General features: G+C 43.4%; 13 protein-coding genes. 7 read left to right on the forward strand and 6 right to left on the reverse strand.

From position 1 onward, the window contains the following. Positions 1–129 precede the first annotated feature (129 nt). Positions 130–1,290 (forward strand): YcjF family protein, encoded by a 1,161-nt coding sequence (locus L4D78_RS27075; RefSeq protein WP_428469808.1) that lies wholly within the window; start codon positions 130–132, stop codon positions 1,288–1,290. Continuing rightward, positions 1,271–2,812, forward strand: coding sequence for a GTPase family protein (locus tag L4D78_RS27080; RefSeq protein ID WP_428469809.1), 1,542 nt, complete (start codon positions 1,271–1,273; stop codon positions 2,810–2,812). The genes L4D78_RS27075 and L4D78_RS27080 overlap by 20 nt, the downstream gene beginning before the upstream one ends. A 227-nt stretch (positions 2,813–3,039) precedes the next feature. Here the strand turns inward: L4D78_RS27080 and cra are convergent, their stop codons facing one another. Next, entirely contained in the window at positions 3,040–4,038 is a 999-nt protein-coding gene (cra, locus tag L4D78_RS27085; protein WP_428469810.1) for a catabolite repressor/activator, read from the reverse strand. A 289-nt stretch (positions 4,039–4,327) separates the two neighbouring features. On the opposite strand from cra, the gene fruB reads away from it, so the two are divergent. From fruB to fruA, 3 genes are read left to right on the forward strand one after another with little or no spacing between them, the layout of a single operon-like run. Beyond that, positions 4,328–5,446 carry a fused PTS fructose transporter subunit IIA/HPr protein gene (gene fruB, locus L4D78_RS27090; RefSeq protein ID WP_428469811.1) on the forward strand — a complete coding sequence of 373 codons (1,119 nt, stop codon included), beginning with the start codon at positions 4,328–4,330 and terminating at the stop codon, positions 5,444–5,446. Further along, positions 5,446–6,399 (forward strand): 1-phosphofructokinase, encoded by a 954-nt coding sequence (gene pfkB, locus L4D78_RS27095; RefSeq protein ID WP_428469812.1) that lies wholly within the window; start codon positions 5,446–5,448, stop codon positions 6,397–6,399. The genes fruB and pfkB overlap by 1 nt, the downstream gene beginning before the upstream one ends. Positions 6,400–6,420: 21 nt before the next feature. After that, complete coding sequence (fruA, locus tag L4D78_RS27100; protein ID WP_428469813.1) at positions 6,421–8,163, forward strand: PTS fructose transporter subunit IIBC; 1,743 nt, start codon at positions 6,421–6,423, stop codon at positions 8,161–8,163. Between the two features lie 311 nt (positions 8,164–8,474). Here fruA and L4D78_RS27105 read toward each other — a convergent pair whose 3' ends face one another. Further along, positions 8,475–9,158 carry a hypothetical protein gene (locus L4D78_RS27105; RefSeq protein ID WP_428469814.1) on the reverse strand — a complete coding sequence of 228 codons (684 nt, stop codon included), beginning with the start codon at positions 9,156–9,158 and terminating at the stop codon, positions 8,475–8,477. Positions 9,159–9,410: 252 nt separating this feature from the next. Beyond that, positions 9,411–10,244, reverse strand: coding sequence for a posphoenolpyruvate synthetase regulatory kinase/phosphorylase PpsR (gene ppsR / locus L4D78_RS27110; protein ID WP_428469815.1), 834 nt, complete (start codon positions 10,242–10,244; stop codon positions 9,411–9,413). Positions 10,245–10,461: 217 nt separating this feature from the next. Here ppsR and ppsA point away from each other — a divergent pair, with 217 nt between their 5' ends. Then, entirely contained in the window at positions 10,462–12,831 is a 2,370-nt protein-coding gene (gene ppsA, locus L4D78_RS27115; protein WP_428460266.1) for a phosphoenolpyruvate synthase, read from the forward strand. 294 nt (positions 12,832–13,125) lie between these two features. Here ppsA and L4D78_RS27120 read toward each other — a convergent pair whose 3' ends face one another. Then, positions 13,126–14,100: an AraC family transcriptional regulator gene (locus L4D78_RS27120; RefSeq protein ID WP_428469816.1), complete on the reverse strand. Its 975-nt coding sequence runs from the start codon at positions 14,098–14,100 to the stop codon at positions 13,126–13,128. A 272-nt stretch (positions 14,101–14,372) separates the two neighbouring features. On the opposite strand from L4D78_RS27120, the gene L4D78_RS27125 reads away from it, so the two are divergent. Next, positions 14,373–15,449, forward strand: coding sequence for a DUF4331 family protein (locus tag L4D78_RS27125; RefSeq protein ID WP_428469817.1), 1,077 nt, complete (start codon positions 14,373–14,375; stop codon positions 15,447–15,449). Positions 15,450–15,500: 51 nt separating this feature from the next. Here the strand turns inward: L4D78_RS27125 and L4D78_RS27130 are convergent, their stop codons facing one another. Further along, positions 15,501–18,587 (reverse strand): efflux RND transporter permease subunit, encoded by a 3,087-nt coding sequence (locus tag L4D78_RS27130; RefSeq protein WP_428469818.1) that lies wholly within the window; start codon positions 18,585–18,587, stop codon positions 15,501–15,503. Then, a complete protein-coding gene (locus L4D78_RS27135; RefSeq protein ID WP_428469819.1) occupies positions 18,587–19,696 on the reverse strand; it encodes an efflux RND transporter periplasmic adaptor subunit in 1,110 nt (369 codons plus the stop codon). Before L4D78_RS27135 ends, L4D78_RS27130 begins: the two co-directional genes overlap by 1 nt. Positions 19,697–19,848 lie beyond the last annotated feature (152 nt).

Raw genomic sequence — 19,848 nt, forward strand, 5'->3', positions numbered from 1 at the left:
AGTTAGAACGCTATAAGAACAGTTACGCTTTATTCTTAGGTAAAAGGCTCTGATTTGATATAGTCATATCAGAGTCTTTTGTCTTTAAGATAATGACGCAAATATCGTTGTTTGAAATAGGATTTTCGTGTGTCAGTGCATCAGTTTTTTCAGCAGATATATAAATATATAACACCTTCGACCATGGCCGATTTAAAGCCGACTTCAGCCAGCTGGCAGGTGTACTTACCAACACTTTGGTTGCTGGGTAAAACCGGTGCAGGTAAATCCTCGCTGATTGAAGCGGTTACGGGTGATAGTTCAGTCGATATTGGTAATGGCTTTCAACCTTGTACGCAATCTTCATTTACCTATTCCTTTCCTGCGACCAACCCGTTAATTCGTTTTCTTGATACTCGTGGGTTATCTGAAGCAAGCTACGATGCCAGTGAAGATATAGCCCAATGCCAAGCACAAAGCAATGCGCTGATTGTGGTGATGAAAGCGGAAGAGCCAGAGCAGAGCGACGTGATTAGGGCGTTAAAGCAGATTCGTAAAGACGGACAAATTAAGCAGGTGCTAGTGGTTCATACCGGTGTATTAGCCCTTGCTAAGGCACTGCGTTTACAAGCGGTTGATTACAATCAACAGCAAGTCGAGACGGTGTGGGGGGAAGCTTGTCCACATACCAGCGTCGACTTTGTCGAAGCATACTTTGCAGAATCAAGCTCTATAAAACAAGAGTCAGCAGCGAATGACTTCTATGGTCAAGCTGAGCTAATGCAGAGTTTGAGTGATGTGCTGCCGATGCTGTTTTTGTTACTTGATAGCCAGCAACATAAAAGCCACGAAGCTGAGAACTTTGCCAAACTGCAACGTGAAATTATGTGGTATGCCAGTACAGCAAGTGCTTCAGATGTATTGCCAGCTGTAGGGTTGGTTAGTGTGCCTGCAATACAAGGTAAAATGCTACACAGCTTGGGTTGTCACTACGGGGTTGAATGGAACAAGCAACGCTTTACCGAATTTGCCAGTTTGCTGGGCGGGAGCTTTGCGGTTAAGTACCTCACCAAGCTAGGGGCTCGGCAAATTGCCAAGTTTATCCCAGTTTATGGCCAGACGATTGGTAGCGCAGTGGCAGCGGCGATCAGCTTTGGTGTGACTTATGCCATTGGCCGAGCAGCATGTATGTATTTATACCATATCAGTAAGGGAGAGCCTGTTTCGCCAGATGAGATCAAGGCTGTCTTCGAGTCAGCATTGAAGCAAGCTAAAGAGAGCCGAGATAAACATGAAACGAACAACGAATAGTTTGGGATTAATGGCAAAGCTCTCTGGTGGCGTCATTCCCTTATTGCTGCTGGCTGTGGTATTCCCCGTTTTGGTATTAGCAGTCATTGGCCTTGTCTCTGTCTTTCGTGATGATTTGTGGCTCGTGTTAGCTGCATCGGTGCTGAGTAGTGCCCTTTTGGTTTTCGCCATTTACGTATGGCAAGCCAGAAAAGCTAAGCAAGTGCTCACGGGTGATGAGCTGATAATGAGTGATTATGAGGTTGCGCCATCTGCTGAATGGGGGGAATTCGACAAGCAGGCATTCAAAGGCATTAAGCAACAAATTCCTATCTTATTACAGCAAGATGCTTCATGGGGGTCTCTTCGAGACCATGGTTGGCACTTATGCTTTGAAGTTGCAGGTCATTATAATAAAGATAAACAAGCTGGCGAATTAGCGTTTACAGCGCCTGAGTTTCTTTTGATGCTAGAGGAAGTCAGCCGACGCTATCGTCATTTTCTGCTTAACCACGTCCCATTTGCTGAAAAGCTGAGTATATCGACGCTCAAATACGGCTACCAAAATAAAGACAAGTTAGATAAAGCCAAGCAAGTTTATTCTATCTATCGTGTATTTCGTGCCATGACGCCTGCCGGCTTATTAGCTGAAGCGAGAGGGCAGATCTTTGGTAAGATTTTTGATGAGGTGAGTGACGAAGTTCAGCTGCAGCTAAAGCGTGTCTTTCTTCAAGAAGTTATCTCTGTAGCCATTGATTTATACAGCGGCCGCTTTAGCGCAACAGTGAATGAGCTACCAACAAGCCTTCAAAAACAGGAAGACGATGCGCATCATGCAGGTATTCTTGAGCCATTACGTGTTGTTGTGATTGGACAGGTAAGTGCCGGTAAATCATCATTTATCAATGCTTTCGTGGGAAGCTTAGTTGCAGAAACCCATGTATTACCATCGACAGATAAGGCCATTATTCATCGTTGTGAAATCGATGGTGTTGATTTTATCCACTTAGTGGATTTGCCTGGGCTAGATGGTAGCCTTGAAAACGAAGAGACTATTCTGAATCATGCTGTAAACAGCGATATTATCTTGTGGGTAGTCAAAGCGAACCAACCTGCGCGTCAACGTGATACTCAATTCAACGAAAAACTAAATGCGTTTTATCAATTGCCGGAAAACCGCAGCCGAAAACGCCCAGCAACCATTTTATTATTGAATCAGGTCGATCGCCTTAAACCAGAAACAGAATGGTTACCGCCTTATAACTATACTGTGCCAACGTCGTTAAAAGAGCAGACGATTAACGCTGCAATAGCGTTTAATGTTGAACAATTACAACCCGATGAATGTATACCTGTTTGCGTTAAAGATGGTCGTGAGCCGTATAATCTCGATCTGGTTGCAGAAAGCTTATTGGCGGAGTTTGAAAACGGTGTGAATACTCAACTGAACCGCAGACGATTAGAGCACAAGAAACTTGATACCGCCGAGCAGTTAAAACGGTTGTACAAATTGGGTAAAATGACGTTTAAACGCATGAAGTAGCTATTTATATTGATTAATTTAGACCCTATCAGTATATGCCTCGCCCTGACCTTCACCGCCCCATGTCGGGGCGTGTACTGCGTAGTATTCTAGAGTGTAAGCGATGTGTCCGCCTACTTTCGGGTGCTTGGTAAGCTTCGAAAATAGGCAATGAGCGGTGGCAAATGCATGAGAGTGCTTTTGCGGATATACGAAGCTTACCTGTGTATGAAATACATTGTTATCTGCTAACGATGCTTAATTTTCCTCGGCACGACCTCAACACCGGCTTGATAGCGCCCAGCAATCGCGTTTAATGTCAGTTCAAGCGCATTGTCGGCAATCAACTCGAACTGCTGAGGAAGAGATTGGATTTTTATTGGAAGAAAATCGAGTAATCGGTTATCACCAAAAGTGGCGAGTTGGGTTTTGCTCATGAGTTCAGGGTTTGCTAATAAACAATCAAGCACACCTTCGAAGAGGGTATATGAGGTCGCCAAAATAGCATCGGGCATGGTGCCGTTGTCGATCCATTCCTGAACGTGTTTTTGGCCTTCTTGCTGGCTAAAATGTTCACCGTTAGCCATTATTGTCGGGATTTCCGGTTTATTATCGCGCGTGCTATTGGCTCGAATGGCAGAAAGAAAGCCTTGTTCACGCTCTTTCGATACCCCTAGTTCTGGGACCGCACCCACCAAGCCAATGCTGTTAATATTTTTAGCCAATAAGCTTTCCGTAAGGGCGAATGCCCCGTCGAGATCTTCACTGATCACGGAAGCAAACGTTTCGTCATCTAATGCTCGGTCAAGGGCAATGATTGGAACGCCGCTGGCCTGAATCTGTTTGTAGAAGCTGTTGTCAGCGGGCAGGGCACTGGCTACCAACAGGGCATCAATACGGCGGCTAAGCAGGAGCTCTGCAACTTTCATTTCTGTTTCAATGTCATCATCAGAACAAGAGATAATCAGCTGGTAGCCCGCTTTACGAACATTGCTTTCTAACAGTTTTGCAAGTTTGGCATAACTGCTGTTTTCAAGATCAGGAATGATCAAACCAAATGATCGACTACTGCCAGCACGTAATGAAGTTGCAGCATGATCAGGGCGGAAGTTATGTTCGTTCACCACAGCCATGACTTTTTGCTGGGTTTTTTCACTGATCCGATACTTTTTTGCCTTACCGTTAATAACGTAGCTTGCGGTAGTGCGTGAAACCCCAGCAAGTTTTGCGATCTCATCTAGTTTCATTCTGACTTCTTATCGTTATACCACTAAGCAATAGCGTGGTGAGCTAAATCTAATTTGTGCACTTGATCATATATTCGCAAATGATCTTGGCTAGAACAATTGCAATATTAGCTGAAACCATTCAGCATGTCAGCTGAATGGTTTCAGCAAAGGTATCAAAATCTAAATTTCTATGCTGAAACCTTTTATTGAACTTGATGCTGAATCGATTCAGTCGGTATGTAAAGCATCAACTAAACTGAACATTAGGCTGATACCTAGCCACAGGTTAATAACGCGGAGTGAATGCATGTTGTCATTATCAACGAGTGATATTCAGCTAAAGCAAGCTGCAACGAACAAACAAGAAGCAATAAAAGCTATTGCAGCAGGCCTTGAACAACAGGGGCTAGTCGCGCCGGGTTATGTCAATGGCATGCTAAATCGAGAAGCGCAGAATTCGACGTTTCTAGGCAATGGTATTGCAATCCCACATGGCACAACGGATACCCGTAATTTAGTGAAAAAAACGGGCGTGTGTGTCCATCATTTCCCACAAGGTGTGAGTTGGGGTGACGGTAAAACAGCTTATCTTGCTATTGGTATTGCCGCTAAATCTGACGAGCATCTTGGCATTCTCAAACAGCTCACGAAAGTATTGTCGGCAGATGGCGTAGAAGAAAAGTTAAAGTCGAGTACGAGTGCAGACGAGCTTATCGCTATTTTAAATGGTGAAACTCAGTTGGAAGCCGACTTTAATGCGTCTTTGGTTCAGCTTCAATTTCCGGCAACGGATGTGATTCAGTTAACAGCAGTGGCTGCAGGCCTTATTAAGAACCATGGCGCAGCGAGTACAGAATGTGTTGCGGATGCTATTGCCAATGGAGCGACGCATATAGGACAGGGGCTATGGTTGGCAAAGAGCGCTAAAGGTGTATCTAAAACGACGTTAGCTTTTGCCACACCAACGCATGTTTTTGAAGAACAAGGCCAGCCAGTAAAAGGCTTGCTAATGATTGCTGCATGCAATGGTTCTCACCTGAATAACATGAATTACCTGTCACAACTGCTTTATAAGCAGCAGGCTGACAAATTGTTCAGCGCGACTGCTGATCAAGTTGTTTCGTTACTAACGGAAGAAACTATTGAAGGTAATACTGAAGTCTTCACGATTCGTAACTCACATGGTTTACACGCCCGCCCAGGTGCAATGTTGGTAAGCGTCGCGAAGAAATTCGAATCGGCAATCTTGGTTTCTAACCTAAATGGCGACGGTAAAACGGTGAATGCTAAGAGCTTGATGAAGGTCATTGGCTTAGGCGTGAAACATAGTCATCAATTGCAATTTACCGCGCAAGGTGACGATGCAGAACAAGCACTTACCGCGATTGGCGAAGCTATCGCAGATGGTTTGGGTGAGGGGAAATAATGACTACCATATCAAAACCTAAAGTTGTGACGATCACGCTGAACCCGGCGTTAGATCTAACGGGCAGCTTAGATGCGCTTGAAGTTGGTTCTGTGAATTTGGTAAATCAAGGCAGCCTTCATCCTGCTGGTAAAGGGGTTAATGTCGCGAAAGTATTGGCTGAACTTGGTGCTGATGTCACGGTGACGGGTCTATTGGGGGCTGATAACCAAGCAGCCTTCTGCCAGCTATTTGAACAGATTAACGTCAACGATGCGTTTGTTCGTGTAGAAGGGGCGACTCGCATCAATGTGAAATTAGTTGAGAATAGCGGTCGTGTTAGCGATATCAATTTCCCTGGTGTCAGAGTTAACGATAACGACATTGCACGGTTCGAAGAAACACTGTTTGAGTTGGCAAAAAGTCATGATGTGTTTGTCATGGCTGGTAGCTTGCCACAAGGCTTATCACCCGAGCAGTGCGCAGCTTGGGTAGAAGAGCTACACCGTAAAGGGAAACATGTATTTTTCGATAGCAGTAAAGCGGCATTGTCTGCAGGTTTAGAGGCGTCGCCTTGGTTGGTTAAACCCAACGAGGAAGAACTTGCTGATTGGGCTGGCAAAGAATTAAACGATCAACAAGCGTTAATGACAGCAGCTGAGCAATTGGCGACTAAAAATATTGCCAATGTGGTGGTGTCATTAGGTGCGGCAGGGGTGATGTGGCTAAACAGTGAAGGCTGGTTATGTTCTCAGCCACCCAAAATGGATGTGGTTAGCACGGTTGGCGCAGGGGACACCTTGGTTGCAGGCTTGTGCTGGGGACAACTTAATAAATGGAATAAACAAGAGACATTGCAATTTGCGACAGCACTATCAGCACTGGCGGTAAGCCAAGTTGGTGTCGGTGTAGAAAACATCGAGAAGGTGTTGGAAGTAAAAGAAAGTGTCCAACTAGCAAACGTGAACAACTAATTCGGTTTAGAGGGTGAAGATATGAAAATTGCAGTTGTAACCGCGTGCCCGAGTGGTATCGCAAACAGCATCATTGCTGCAGGCTTATTAGAAAAAGCCGTTGCAGATCTAAAGTGGACAGCAAGCATAGAATGCCAGTCAAGCGTCGTACCTGTAAAAGCGCTAACAGCTGATACGATTGATGAAGCGGAATTGGTTGTTATTGCAGCGAGTACGCCAGTTGATACTAGCCGTTTTAAAGGGAAGAAAGTTTACCAGTCGTCGATTGATGCGTGCCTTGCTGATCCAAAAGCATTTCTTGAGCTAGCTGCTTCTCAAGCTAAAACATTAACCGAAGTAACGACGGTTGCGATTGATCCGCAAGAATCTGCCGGTGTTAAGAAAATTGTTGCTATTACCGCTTGTCCAACCGGTGTCGCTCATACGTTTATGGCTGCAGAAGCTATTGAAGAGGAAGCCAAGCGTCAAGGTCTTCAAGCTAAAGTTGAAACACGTGGTTCTGTTGGCGCGAAGAACCAACTGACTGCAGAAGAAATAGCTGAAGCCGATTTAGTTATTATCGCTGCTGATATTGAAGTCGATCTTGCTCGCTTTGATGGTAAAAAATTATATAAAACCAGTACGGGGCTGGCGCTGAAGAAAACCACAGAAGAATTTGAAAAAGCCTTTAATAGCGCAAACGTTTATCAGCACCAAGCGGGTGGGGCATCGCAAGGTGAGCAGAAACAAGAGAAAACAGGTGCTTATAAGCACTTGATGACAGGTGTATCACATATGCTGCCATTGGTGGTTGCGGGTGGTTTGTCGATAGCACTGTCGTTTGTCTTCGGTATCAAGGCGTTTGAGCAAGAAGGTACGTTAGCTGCTGCATTGATGACTATCGGTGGCGGTTCAGCGTTTGCGTTGATGGTACCAGTATTGGCTGGCTTCATTGCATTCTCGATTGCAGACCGTCCGGGTCTGGCCCCTGGTTTAATTGGCGGTATGCTAGCAAGCTCGACAGGAGCAGGTTTCCTAGGCGGTATCGTTGCCGGTTTCCTTGCAGGTTACAGTGCTAAATTGGTTGCCGAAAAAATCAGTCTTCCACAATCGATGGAAGCGCTGAAACCGATTTTGATCATTCCTTTGGTTTCTAGTTTGATCACTGGTTTAATCATGATTTATATCGTTGGCGGGCCTGTGTCTGCGGCGATGACGGGTTTGACCGATTTCCTCAATAACATGGGTTCTGCCAATGCAGTACTACTGGGTGTTATTCTTGGTTGTATGATGTGCTTCGACTTAGGTGGTCCTGTAAATAAAGCCGCATATACTTTCGGCGTTGGTTTACTTGCATCACAAACTTATGCACCGATGGCTGCTGTAATGGCGGCGGGTATGGTGCCAGCACTTGGTATGGGACTGGCCACTTTCTTAGCTAAACGTAAGTTTAATGCTAGCGAGACAGAAGCGGGTAAAGCATCATTTGTTCTAGGGCTTTGCTTTATCTCTGAAGGTGCAATTCCGTTTGCCGCTCGTGATCCAATGCGTGTTATTCCAGCGTGTATGGCAGGCGGCGCATTAACGGGTGCATTGTCGATGCTATTCGGTGCAAAACTGATGGCACCGCATGGTGGTTTATTCGTGCTGTTTATTCCAAATGCAATAACACCAGTACTGATGTACTTAGTTGCGATTGCTGCTGGTACGATTGTAACTGGTGTGACGTATGCATTCTTAAAAAAATCAGATGAAGAGCAATTAGTTACTGCGCAAGTTAAATAAAAAATTATGATGTCTAATAATCGAGATAAATACTATTTTAGATAAAATAAAGCCCCGATAYTATATATCGGGGCTTTTGCCACCGCTGCCTACTATATGGTGTGTTTAGCTTGAAACCATAATTTATGGTTAGCCTTGAGTTGTTTCCCCCAAATTTGTACAAAGTACAAAACGCAAACTCTGGCTGATAAACACTATTATTAGTTGTAGGCATTCCCTGCGTTACAAGTTAAAGCACAATGATTATTTATAATTATTATTCCCAAGTGTTACAACTTTATTTATAGTTATTGTTTTCTTTATAATTGTTATTATTTCTCTTCTTCTGCTAACAGAAGATCTTCCCCGTCACTAATTAAAAGATACGACTTTCCTGTATCTAAATCACAAATACTAATACTTTCTGTGTTAAAATATAGTTCTCCGCTACAGTTCTCAATTGTTAGGTGCGGCGAAAACTGTCCTTTGTCGACTTGCACTGTTGACATAGCACTTGCTACAACGTTGATAACCGTATCTTGTTGAGAAAAAACACGAACTCTATATTTTCCTTCTATCGGTGAAGGTTCTTCAATAGTAGTTGAAAGCTTTAACTCATTGTCATCTGTATCAAGCCAAGCAATAGCCCAAAGCTTTTCACTATTATTTAAAACGACATCATCAACTTGGCTAAAGTTTGTTTGTGTATTGGTATCTTGAACACCAAGGTCAATTCTCATTGCTGAAGCAGATGTCCAACTAATGGCATGGTAATTCGTATCATTATTTAGATTCGTCGCAACTTTATTACCATCATCAAATAATGCATTACTGCTGCCATTTTCTTTAATAAAGAAGTCGACAGACTCATTTGCAACATTAACTAAATCAATTCCAATCTTTCGTACACCAATATCATCCATAGAGTTAATAACTGGATCTGAACTGCTTGAATCGCCTCCACCACATGCAAAAAGCATTATAGAGGCCATTATTGTTAGCGCTGGCCTAATCATGTTAGGAACCTCGTTATAATATTTTCTGAAGCTCAAATAAAGCATATTGCWATAATTGATATTTTTTTGATGAATAATAGGGAGAAAAATAAGAAATTAATAAGTGACTGATATGGTAGAAATTTAATCCTCTTATATATGAGAATTTGTGGTGAGACGTTAGAAAGACTGACAATATTGTGATGCTTTTTGCCATTTGGTGGAAATTATTCAGCCAGACTAAAGAGCTGGCTGAATTCATGCATTAATGGCTTAACACATTTTTCGCTTTAGGCCACTCATATCAAGCAAGCGGGTCGAAATCTCTTCGACAGACAGTGAGCTGGTATTGAGGTATGGAATCGCTTCACGACGGAACATAGATTCAACTTTTTTAAGCTCATCAGTACATTGCTGTTCGCTCGCATACTCACTATTCGCATATCGCTCGTGTCTTATGGCAACGAGCCTGTCGGTATCAATGGTTAAGCCATAAGTTTTATATCGGTATGGTTCAATATCTTTTGGCAGCTTTAGGTTTGCCATGTCTTCAGCAATGAAAGGGTAGTTAACGGCACGAATACCAAATTGCATCGCTAAATAGAGGCTGGTAGGGGTTTTTCCGCAGCGTGACACGCCAAGTAATATGACGTCGGCTTGATCAAGATTGTTTAGTGAAATGCCATCATCATGCGCCAATGTGTATTCAATCGCAGCAATACGATCGTGATAACTGGCCGAATCTTTATTAATACTGTGAGAGCGTTGCAATTGCGGTTTGGGTTCTAACTGCAAATCTTGCTTTAGCGGTTCTACAAGCGTTTTTAGGACGTCATAGAAATGCGAATTTGTCTGCTCGATGATAGCTTTGACTTCTGGAATGACAATTGAAAAAAACACGAGTGGTTTTTCGCCTGTTTTTTCATAAGCAAGGTCAATTTGATTTTTTACCATATTGGCACGTTCAATGCTCTCAACAAAAGGTAACGTTGTTTGACGTGTTTTGATGTCAAATTGACCAAGTACGGCATGGCCTAATGTCTCTGAAGTGATGGCAGTACCATCAGAAACGTAGAATACATCACGAAAATCGGATTTTTGTTGCATGGAAAGTTGAATCCTTAAAATTATTCTGTAACTTAGAGCGTATTAGTACTTATAACAATAACTACACAGGGTAGCTATACCTCATTCACAACTATCGTTGTTGTTTGATGTAGGCAGGGTTTTGTTTAGCAACAATGCGTTTTTTTGAACGCAAAAGCAAACGTTTCCCTTGTGCCCGTATATACAAACAGTTGAATCCAATCAAAGGAGAATCACCGTGCAACAGAATGTTGTTTGGTACGATGCTTTATCAATGAATGATGTTGATAAAGTGGGTGGAAAGAATGCATCACTGGGTGAAATGGTTGCAAACCTTTCTGGCGCTGGAGTTAAAGTGCCAAATGGTTACGCGACAACATCGGATGCGTTTAATCAGTTTCTTGAGGAAAGCTCACTAAACAAGCGTATCTATACATTGCTAGATGCACTAGATGTTGATGATGTGAATGCTTTACAGCAAGCAGGAAACACTATCCGAAATTGGATTCTTGAGGCTCCGTTGCCGCAGAGTCTGGAACATGATATTCGAGAGTGCTACCGCGAACTAGGGGAAGGCGACGACATGCTCTCGGTTGCCGTACGCTCGTCAGCGACCGCAGAAGATTTGCCTGATGCGTCTTTTGCGGGTCAGCAAGAGACGTTTTTGAATGTTCGTGGTATTGATGCCGTTATCGAAGCCGTGAAGCATGTCTTTGCATCACTGTTTAATGACCGAGCTATTTCTTACCGTGTACACCAAGGCTTCGATCACGAAGGCGTTGCGCTGTCGGCAGGTATTCAGCGCATGGTTCGTTCTGATAAAGCTTCTTCTGGTGTGATGTTCACCCTTGATACTGAATCTGGCTTTGACCAAGTGGTTTTCATTACCTCATCGTGGGGTCTGGGCGAGATGGTTGTACAGGGAGCGGTTAACCCTGATGAATTCTATGTCCATAAGCCAATGCTTGAAGCCGGTAACCCTGCAGTTGTGCGCCGTACGATTGGCTCTAAGCTCATTAAAATGGTTTATGCTGATGGTAAAGAGCTGGGTACACAAGTTGAAGTGCTTGATACTTCTGAAGAAGAGCGTCAGCAATTTTCACTAACCAGCGATGAAATCGAAGCATTAGCTAAGCAAGCGTTGATCATTGAAAAACACTACCAACGTCCAATGGATATCGAGTGGGCGAAAGATGGTATTACGGGCGAATTATTCATTGTTCAAGCACGCCCTGAAACCGTACGTTCACGTGATGATGCCAATGTGATGGAACGTTTCCACCTCAATGATACGGGCCATGCATTAATTGAAGGGCGAGCTATCGGACAGCGTATTGGTTCTGGTGTTGTTCGTGTCGTATCTGACTTAAGCGAAATGGATCAAGTGCAGGCTGGTGATGTGTTGGTGGCTGATATGACAGACCCTGATTGGGAACCTGTGATGAAAAAAGCCGCTGCAATCGTTACTAATCGTGGTGGTCGTACATGTCACGCTGCCATCATCGCCCGTGAGCTAGGTATTCCTGCGGTGGTTGGGTGCGGTAACGCAACCGATTTATTGCAAACAGGCCAGCAGGTAACGGTATCTTGTGCGCAAGGTGAAACTGGTTACATTTACGAAGGGCAACTTGATTTTGAGGTTCGCCGCTCTGCGGTTGACGCATTACCAAGTTTACCGCTTAAAGTTATGATGAATGTCGGTAACCCAGATCGTGCTTTTGATTTTGCCTGCATCCCAAATGAAGGCGTCGGCCTTGCGCGTTTGGAATTCATCATCAATAAGATGATTGGCATTCACCCTAAAGCGTTACTTAACTATGCAGATCAGTCTGATGAGTTAAAAGCGGAAATTGACCAACGAATCATTGGTTATAGTGATCCGGTTGAGTTTTACATTGAGAAACTGACAGAAGGGATTTCAACATTGGCGTCGGCGTTTTGGCCGAAGCGCGTTATTGTTCGCATGTCAGACTTTAAGTCGAATGAATATCGTAACTTGGTCGGTGGTGTTAACTTTGAGCCTACGGAAGAAAACCCGATGCTCGGTTTCCGTGGTGCATCGCGCTATATCTCACCTCAGTTCCAAGATTGTTTTGAACTTGAGTGTGAAGCGATTAAACGTGTTCGCGACCGTATGGGGTTGAAGAACGTTGAAATCATGATCCCGTTTGTTCGTACCGTCAGTGAGGCTGCTTCGGTTATTGATTTACTGGCTAAGTTCGATTTACGCCGTGGCGAAAAAGGACTGAAAGTAATCATGATGTGTGAGCTGCCATCGAATGCCATTCTTGCCGATGAGTTTCTTAAGTACTTTGATGGATTCTCTATTGGCTCGAACGACATGACCCAACTTACATTAGGGTTAGATCGTGACTCGGGCGATATTGCACACATGTTTGATGAGCGAAACGACGCAGTGAAAGCCATGTTATCTATGGCAATTAAAGCGGCGAATAAAGCGGGTAAATATGTGGGTATTTGTGGCCAAGGGCCATCAGATCATGATGATTTAGCCGACTGGCTAATGGAGCAGGGCATTGATTCTGTTTCACTTAATCCAGATACAGTGGTTGAAACGTGGCTTCATTTAGGTAATAAAGATAGCTAGCATATAGCTGATTTTATTATTAAAAAGCTCGTAACTTAGTTGCGAGCTTTTTTACAGAATTAATAAATTCCAATACCATCCTAATGGTCTTTACATGTGAATGATTGTGACAATAATTGCATCATTTGATGGGATATTTTATCTGGAATGAATTCGAGCTTCTGCAATAATAACCATGCTTTTAATTAAGCGCTCAAAAACCAATGTAAACTTATCATTTTATGATTTTGCTTCTCTTGTGGATTGCTCAAGAGAAGCTTTTTTTCGTATTTACTAAATGATGATAATGAGCACTTATCCTTGTTTACGAGCCTGCCCCGGGCTGATACCTGTAATTTTCTTGAAAGCCTTGCCAAACGACGCCTCGGATTTATAGCCCACTTGCTCTGCAATACTAAGCATTGACTCGTTACTATCAATAAGTAGTTCATAGGCAATGTGCATACGCCACTGGCTGAGGTAGACCATTGGTGTCATACCAATAATGGCTTGAAAGTGGTTACTGAAAGCGGTGCGTGACATCGACACTGTACTGCCTAGGTTTTCTACTGTCCAAGACTTTGCTGGTTGTTTGTGGATAAGGCTGAGTGCTCGGCTGAGGCGTGTATCGGCGAGCGCCCGGAAGTAGCCGGGGGTATTGTTTTCCTGGTTGTTCATATGCCAACGTAACAGTTGGATAACCAGTACCTCGGTAAGCCTGTCTACCATGACTTTACTCCCAGGCTGAAGAGTACGGGATTCATACGCTAATATCTTGACCATGCTATTTAGCCAGTCGAGCTTAGGATCAATGCCCGATTTAACATGCAATATCGAAGGCATATCTCGCAGCAGTGGTAGCCATGATTTCTTCTTATACTGGAAGTAACCACATAATAGGGTAACGACACTCTGTCCGGAATCAAATGGGTTTACGTTTTGTTGTATCATTTCTAATACATCAAGGCCAGGTAGCAAGCGGCTGTTAAGTTGTTCGCTTATTTGATGCGGGGTACCAGTAGGAAAAGCGATGATATCGCCTGCTGACAGAAAGATAGGGCTGTCCAAGTCTGGCACTGTAAGCCAAGCACTGCCACGAATTACAGCGTGGAATGTACCGCATTCAGCTTGCGGTTCACTTATTCCCCAAGGAGAGGAAAAATCAACGCAGTAATAGCTGCTGGCGTAGAGCCGTATTGCCCGTAAAACATCGGATAGAACGTCTATACCAGGGCTATCTGTCATACTGAGGTATTCTTCATTATTAGGGTTGGCAATACTCTTTGTCATTTTTTGCCTCCGCATCAATGAGCTATTTGATGTGTACGATCTGACATAAAAAATGGCTCATTCATCATGGATCAAACAGAGAAATCCTTAATACTGTATTTTATACTATCTGCAAGGTTAGTAAGTTTGAGGTAACTTTATTAGCCAATGACCTTCTAGTTGTCACTGTTTACCTTGAATCAATCATGAGGTTTATAACGTAATTTGCTTATCTTTTTATTCGTGAAATTAAAACAAAGGTCTTTGTTTTATAGCAGAATGAGGAATGCAAAATGTCAATTTATATAAACAAATTCAAGATACTATCTTTAACATCTGTTCTGGTTTTATTACTCGGTACCGTAGGCCAAATTTTTTCTGCTTATGCCAGCCACCACTTTGAAACTGAACTTGCAAAAAAATATCCGCAATTTGACCTAACAGATATGTATGTTTTTGAGTCTGAGCAGGGTGGCTATACGGCTTTTATGATGAATATTAACCCAACAACGGGTAAGGATGGCAAAACGGCTTTTGGTGAGAATGGGGTATATAGTTTCCATATTGCAAGTAGCAAAGTGTTAACTGGGGAAGGATTGACGATTACGGCTTATTTAGACGGCGATAAATTGGTTTTTGGCATCGCTGAAGGTGCGAATCAGGGGGTTGGGACCAAAGGGCAAGAGATCGGTACTGCAGAGGTGGGAAAAGAAACAACATTTGATAACGGAATACGAGTATGGTCGGGTGCCGCGCGTGATACCTTCGTCGGTAATTCCGCAGGGATTATTGGATTCATGACTAAACTTCTTGGTGAGGGAAAGCTTGAACTTTCAGCCTTCGACAAAGGGGTAGACCTGTTTAAAGACTTCCAAAGTAGCGTGATTGTTGTTGAAGTTCCAAACAAAATGCTACCTAAAGATATTTATGTTTACGCCAGCAGTGCCATGTACAACACCGATCAGTGGGTACAGGTTAATAGGCTAGCTAATCCGTTGATCACACATATGTTTATGGCTAATAACCCAATGGAAGTATCTGAGCATACCCAGCATCGTCCAGACTCTGATTTAACACGTTCTTATGCGATATCAGGCACTGTTTTACGTGCCGTTGTGCTCGATAATAATATTTCAGAACCAGTTGCATACGCAGATTCCGTTGCAGCGAAACTATTGCCTGACATGATCCCATATACAGTAGGATCAGAAGCTGCGTATACTTTTAAGTCAATTAATGGCCGCAAGCCAAGCGATGATGCGATGGATGCCGCATTAAGCATATTTGTTGGCAGGGAAATTACCGATAATGCTAACAATTTCAATCGGCACCCAAATAAATTCCCTTATGTAGTTGGTGTAACGGAATGATTATGGTCAGTTGAAAAAAGACACACTGTTAGTCAGTGTGTCTTTTGGGGGTTAAAGGGCTGACTTTACTCTAAACAAAATTGCGTAAAGAACAGGCACAACCCCTAAAGTAAGTACCGTGGCGCCAAGCAAGCCAAAAATAATTGCAATCGCCATTGGCTCCCACATTATTCCGCCACCCATCCATAGCGGGATCATGCCGACGACCGTTGTTGCAGTAGTCAGTAGGATAGGGCGCATACGGCGTTTAGCCGCTTCAATAATCGCATTGTAGTGAGTGCGTCCATTTTGCTTTTCAAGCTCGATACGATCGATCAGTACAATCGCGTTATTAATGACTATACCTGCTAATGAAATAATGCCGAGTAGGGTCATGAACCCAATATATGACTGCGTTACAAGCAACCCAAATGCCACACCAATTAATCCTAAAGGTATTGTCATCAATATAATGGCTGTCTTGCGAATACAGTTAAACTGAGCCATAAGCAGCATGAGGATAATAATGCCTGCAATAGGTAGCTTGGCAAAGATTGATGCATTCGCATTACCGGATGATTCTGCGACACCACCTAGCTCCCATCGATAACCATTAGGCCACTGTGCTTGTTGCTCGTTTAACCAAGGACGAAGTGCTTGATTGATTTCTGCTGCCGTTACATTGGGTGCTAGGCTCGATGCAACCGTAATAGTTTTCATACGATCACGACGCGGAATAAGTGCAGGCTGCCACTCAAGGTTTGCTTTGGCTAGTTGACCTATTGGCACCGAATCCAAATTTTGGGTGAGGACATTAATGCTTGTGGGTAGGTTTGCATCGTTATAGCGTTGCGTACTCGCCTTTAGCATAATCGGGATAATGTCTTCATTCTCTCGATACTCCGAGATTTTAACCCCCGTTGTGCTTGCCTGAATCACTTGAGCGATATCGGTATTATTAATGCCTAGGCGTTGTGCTTGGGCTTCATCGATATTGACGAATAGGTTTTTGGTTTTGTTACCCCAGTCGTCATTAATACCTCGCGTACCATTCATTGTTGCGAGCTTTTGTTTCACACTATCTGCAAGGCTGAATAACTGGTCGGTATCATTACCCATGATTCTCACTTCGATGGGATTGCTTATCGCCGCGCCATTTTCGATTTTCCTTGTACTATGTACAACATCGGGGAAATTGTTGAAAATGTGCTGATCAATGTTCTCCATCATTTCATCAACAACAGCACCGCTGGTGGTATTGAGAATATAAAGCGCATAGTTAGGGCTTGCAGGTTTTGTTGTATGCGACAGTACATACCTTGGGCCACCGTTGCCGATAAAAGCAGCCCAGTTCGTTAACCCTTCTTCTTGTTCCTCTGTTGGTTTCAACGTATTTAAATACACATCGATTTCTTTGGTTATCGCTACTGTTTTACTTATAGGCGTGCCAACGGGGAGTTCAATTTCCAGTTTGAAGGTTGGATCTTCTGACGGCGGAAAGAAAATCACGGGAATAAACCGAAAACTATAGATAGCAACGGTAAAGGCTATTAAGACGACGGCCAATGTGCTGTATCGGCGATGTAGCACTGTGTTTAGCGCCTTGCCATAAAGGTTCTCTGCTTTATTTGGCAATGGGTTGTCGTCAGAAACCGTTGATTCTGTCTGTTCAGAAGGAGACGGTTTAATCTTTAAAAACAACGTACATAAAAGCGGGATCATGGTAAGAGAAAAGAACCATGAGGCCAGTAACGTGATTGATACCACTTTAAACAGCGGCGCGGTATATTCCCCTGTTGTTGATTCGGCAAGAAAAATGGGCAAGAAGGCAGCAGATGTCGTTAGTGATGATGTCAGCAGTGAAAGCTTCAGTTCATTGGCGGCATCAATGGCAGCTTGTGTGGCTTTTTGCCCACGCTGCATTCTCGTCATGATGCTTTCTGCCATCACAATCGAGTTATCAACGAGCATACCGAGTGCGATCATTAATGCGGCTAATGAAACTTGATCAAGCCCGATCCCTAGCCAATACATAATGCTGATAGTGGCTGCAATGGTAACGGGGATTAAGCTAGCCACAATCAAACCTGTTCTTAGCCCTAAGGTTATTAGCATTACACCTGAGACGACTGCAATTGCTTGGAGTAGGTTATCAACGAAGTTGTTAACGGTGTTTTCAACTAACTCTGGTTGATAAGCAACAGTTTCGAAATCCACTCCCCATGGGTATTTTTGATTAAGATCTTCAAGTAAGGCTGAAACTTGATCACCAAGTTTGACAATGTTGCCACCGTCGATCATTGAAATAGCCAATGTCAGGCTACTATCGCCGTTTGTCGTTACCATTGATTGTGGTGGATTTTCATAGCCGCGATAAATATTGGCAATATTGCCTAATGGTAAAACATCGTTTGAATTCGGAAGCGGAACGAAAGTACGCTTCAGTGCTTCGACCGATTCTAAGTTACCACTGGGCTCAATGCTCATGACTTCGTGCTGAGTCTGCCATTCGCCACCAGTTAAAATTGCGTTTTTATTCGTCAAAAACTGCGTAAGGTAATTAGGGGATAATCCGAGATCTTGAAGGTGACTATTTTCATATTCGATATAAATACGTTCTTCTTGCGTACCATAGATATCGACTTTACCAACAAGCGGTAGACGGAGAAACTCGTCTCTGACTTGGTCGGCAATGGTTTTCAGTTCACCATATTGGTAGTCATTCGCTACTATCGAAATAACAATGCCAAACACATCACCGTATTCATCATTTACGCTTGAATTGCCCGCAGAGGCTGGGAGTTCACTTTGAACGCCGTCGACTTTTCTGCGGAGGCTATCCCAAATTGGCCTCAGGTCTTTATGGCTGTCTTGAATATCGACGGTGATGATTGATACGCCGTACTTAGATAGGCTATTTACGCTATCGAGTTCAGGCATTTCTTGAATGGCTTTTTCTAACTTATCGGTGACAAGTTCTTCGACATGTTCAGGTGATGCACCAGGGAAAGGTGTTATTACCTGTGCGGTACGGATTGGAAAGCCTGGATCTTGAGCTTGTGGAATGGATCGAAAGGCGCTGATACCGAGTATTATCGCTGCCAGAACGATAAGGCCCATCAATTGCTTTTTCTTTAAGGCTAATGATGTGATGTCCATTAGTCATTCCCTTCGTTCAAAGCCGTCACGTTAAGACCATCATAAATCTGGCTTAGCCCTGCGGTGATGATTTGTTGACCGAGTAATAACCCGTTAGTAATTTCAATGGACCCAGCGATAAATTTCCCAGTGTTAACGGGCTGCTTTTTTACGGTTCCGATCCCATTTTCTAAAGGCTGATAAATCATGACATAGTGCTGGCCGTTCTGTTCATTAACGGCATTCATGGGTATCCAAAGGCTGTTATCACCATATGAGATACTTCTATTAATCAATAACTCGGCAGCCATGCCTGGACGAAGCAAGCGATTTTCAGATGCTAGTGTAGCAGTAATGAAGTAAGTGCCACTGCTACTCGAATTTAAGCCAATCTCAGAAATAGTCGCAGGTATTGGCGATGAGTTAATCGCATGGATGACGGCAGAAATATCTTGGCCAATTTTGAGGCTTGAAACGGAGGTTTCAGACACATTGGCCACGACTTCTATTTCGTCACCACAGCTCATTACAGCGATCGTTTGACCAGAAGATACATTTTCATTTTCTGTTGCATGGGCTTCCGTTACCGAACAGTGGCTACCTTGTGCATGTAATGTGGTGTAGCTAATTTGTTGTTTACTTAAGTCAACGGCACGCTGTGCTTGGTCGACTTTTGCAAGGTTGACCTGATATTCAGCTTTAGATGCGTCGTAGTCCATATCAGAAACTAAATGCTTTTCGTGTAAATTGGCTATACGTTTATAGCGAGATGTACTTGCTTGTGCACTCATTAGCGCTTGTTCGAGTAAGGCTTTATTTTGTGCGAGTGTTAATTGCAGATCATCATCATTTAGCGTGGCAATCACATCGCCAGATGCTAATAAGGTACCTGCTTTTGCAGGGAATGATTCAATGGTGCCTGTTACTTGAAAGCTTAGGTTAGTGGTTGACGATGATGCCGTTGTACCTGCAAACCGATGTTGGAAATCTGCTGGGTTCGTTGACACTTCGGCAATGCGAACAGGGCGAAGGTTTTCTGAACTTTGCGGTTCATCTTTTGTGTCACAACCCGTTAAGGCCAAAAGACCCAGAGAGAGAGATAGCATTAAGAAAGACGTTTGATATTTCATATTAAGACGATGGACTCTTTGAGTATGGTGATACACGAAATAATGAAAAGTAGAATAACTATCAAACTGTTCTCGGGATGTTCTAATAATCATTCATGACTGGTGGAATATATGAGAGAGATGTTTTTATAACAACAGGAAATGTATTGATT

The sequence above is a fragment of the Photobacterium minamisatsumaniensis genome (assembly GCF_050336695.1).
Taxonomy (GTDB): domain Bacteria; phylum Pseudomonadota; class Gammaproteobacteria; order Enterobacterales; family Vibrionaceae; genus Photobacterium; species Photobacterium minamisatsumaniensis.

Excerpts from the sequence above, each read along its gene's own strand:
- L4D78_RS27080 (WP_428469809.1), top strand. The coding sequence starts at position 1,271 with ATGAAACGAACAACGAATAGTTTGGGATTAATGGCAAAGCTCTCTGGT.
- cra (WP_428469810.1), bottom strand. The coding sequence starts at position 4,038 with ATGAAACTAGATGAGATCGCAAAACTTGCTGGGGTTTCACGCACTACC.
- fruB (WP_428469811.1), top strand. The coding sequence starts at position 4,328 with ATGTTGTCATTATCAACGAGTGATATTCAGCTAAAGCAAGCTGCAACG.
- pfkB (WP_428469812.1), top strand. The coding sequence starts at position 5,446 with ATGACTACCATATCAAAACCTAAAGTTGTGACGATCACGCTGAACCCG.
- fruA (WP_428469813.1), top strand. The coding sequence starts at position 6,421 with ATGAAAATTGCAGTTGTAACCGCGTGCCCGAGTGGTATCGCAAACAGC.
- L4D78_RS27105 (WP_428469814.1), bottom strand. The coding sequence starts at position 9,158 with ATGATTAGGCCAGCGCTAACAATAATGGCCTCTATAATGCTTTTTGCA.
- ppsR (WP_428469815.1), bottom strand. The coding sequence starts at position 10,244 with ATGCAACAAAAATCCGATTTTCGTGATGTATTCTACGTTTCTGATGGT.
- L4D78_RS27120 (WP_428469816.1), bottom strand. The coding sequence starts at position 14,100 with ATGACAAAGAGTATTGCCAACCCTAATAATGAAGAATACCTCAGTATG.
- L4D78_RS27125 (WP_428469817.1), top strand. The coding sequence starts at position 14,373 with ATGTCAATTTATATAAACAAATTCAAGATACTATCTTTAACATCTGTT.
- L4D78_RS27130 (WP_428469818.1), bottom strand. The coding sequence starts at position 18,587 with ATGGACATCACATCATTAGCCTTAAAGAAAAAGCAATTGATGGGCCTT.
- L4D78_RS27135 (WP_428469819.1), bottom strand. The coding sequence starts at position 19,696 with ATGAAATATCAAACGTCTTTCTTAATGCTATCTCTCTCTCTGGGTCTT.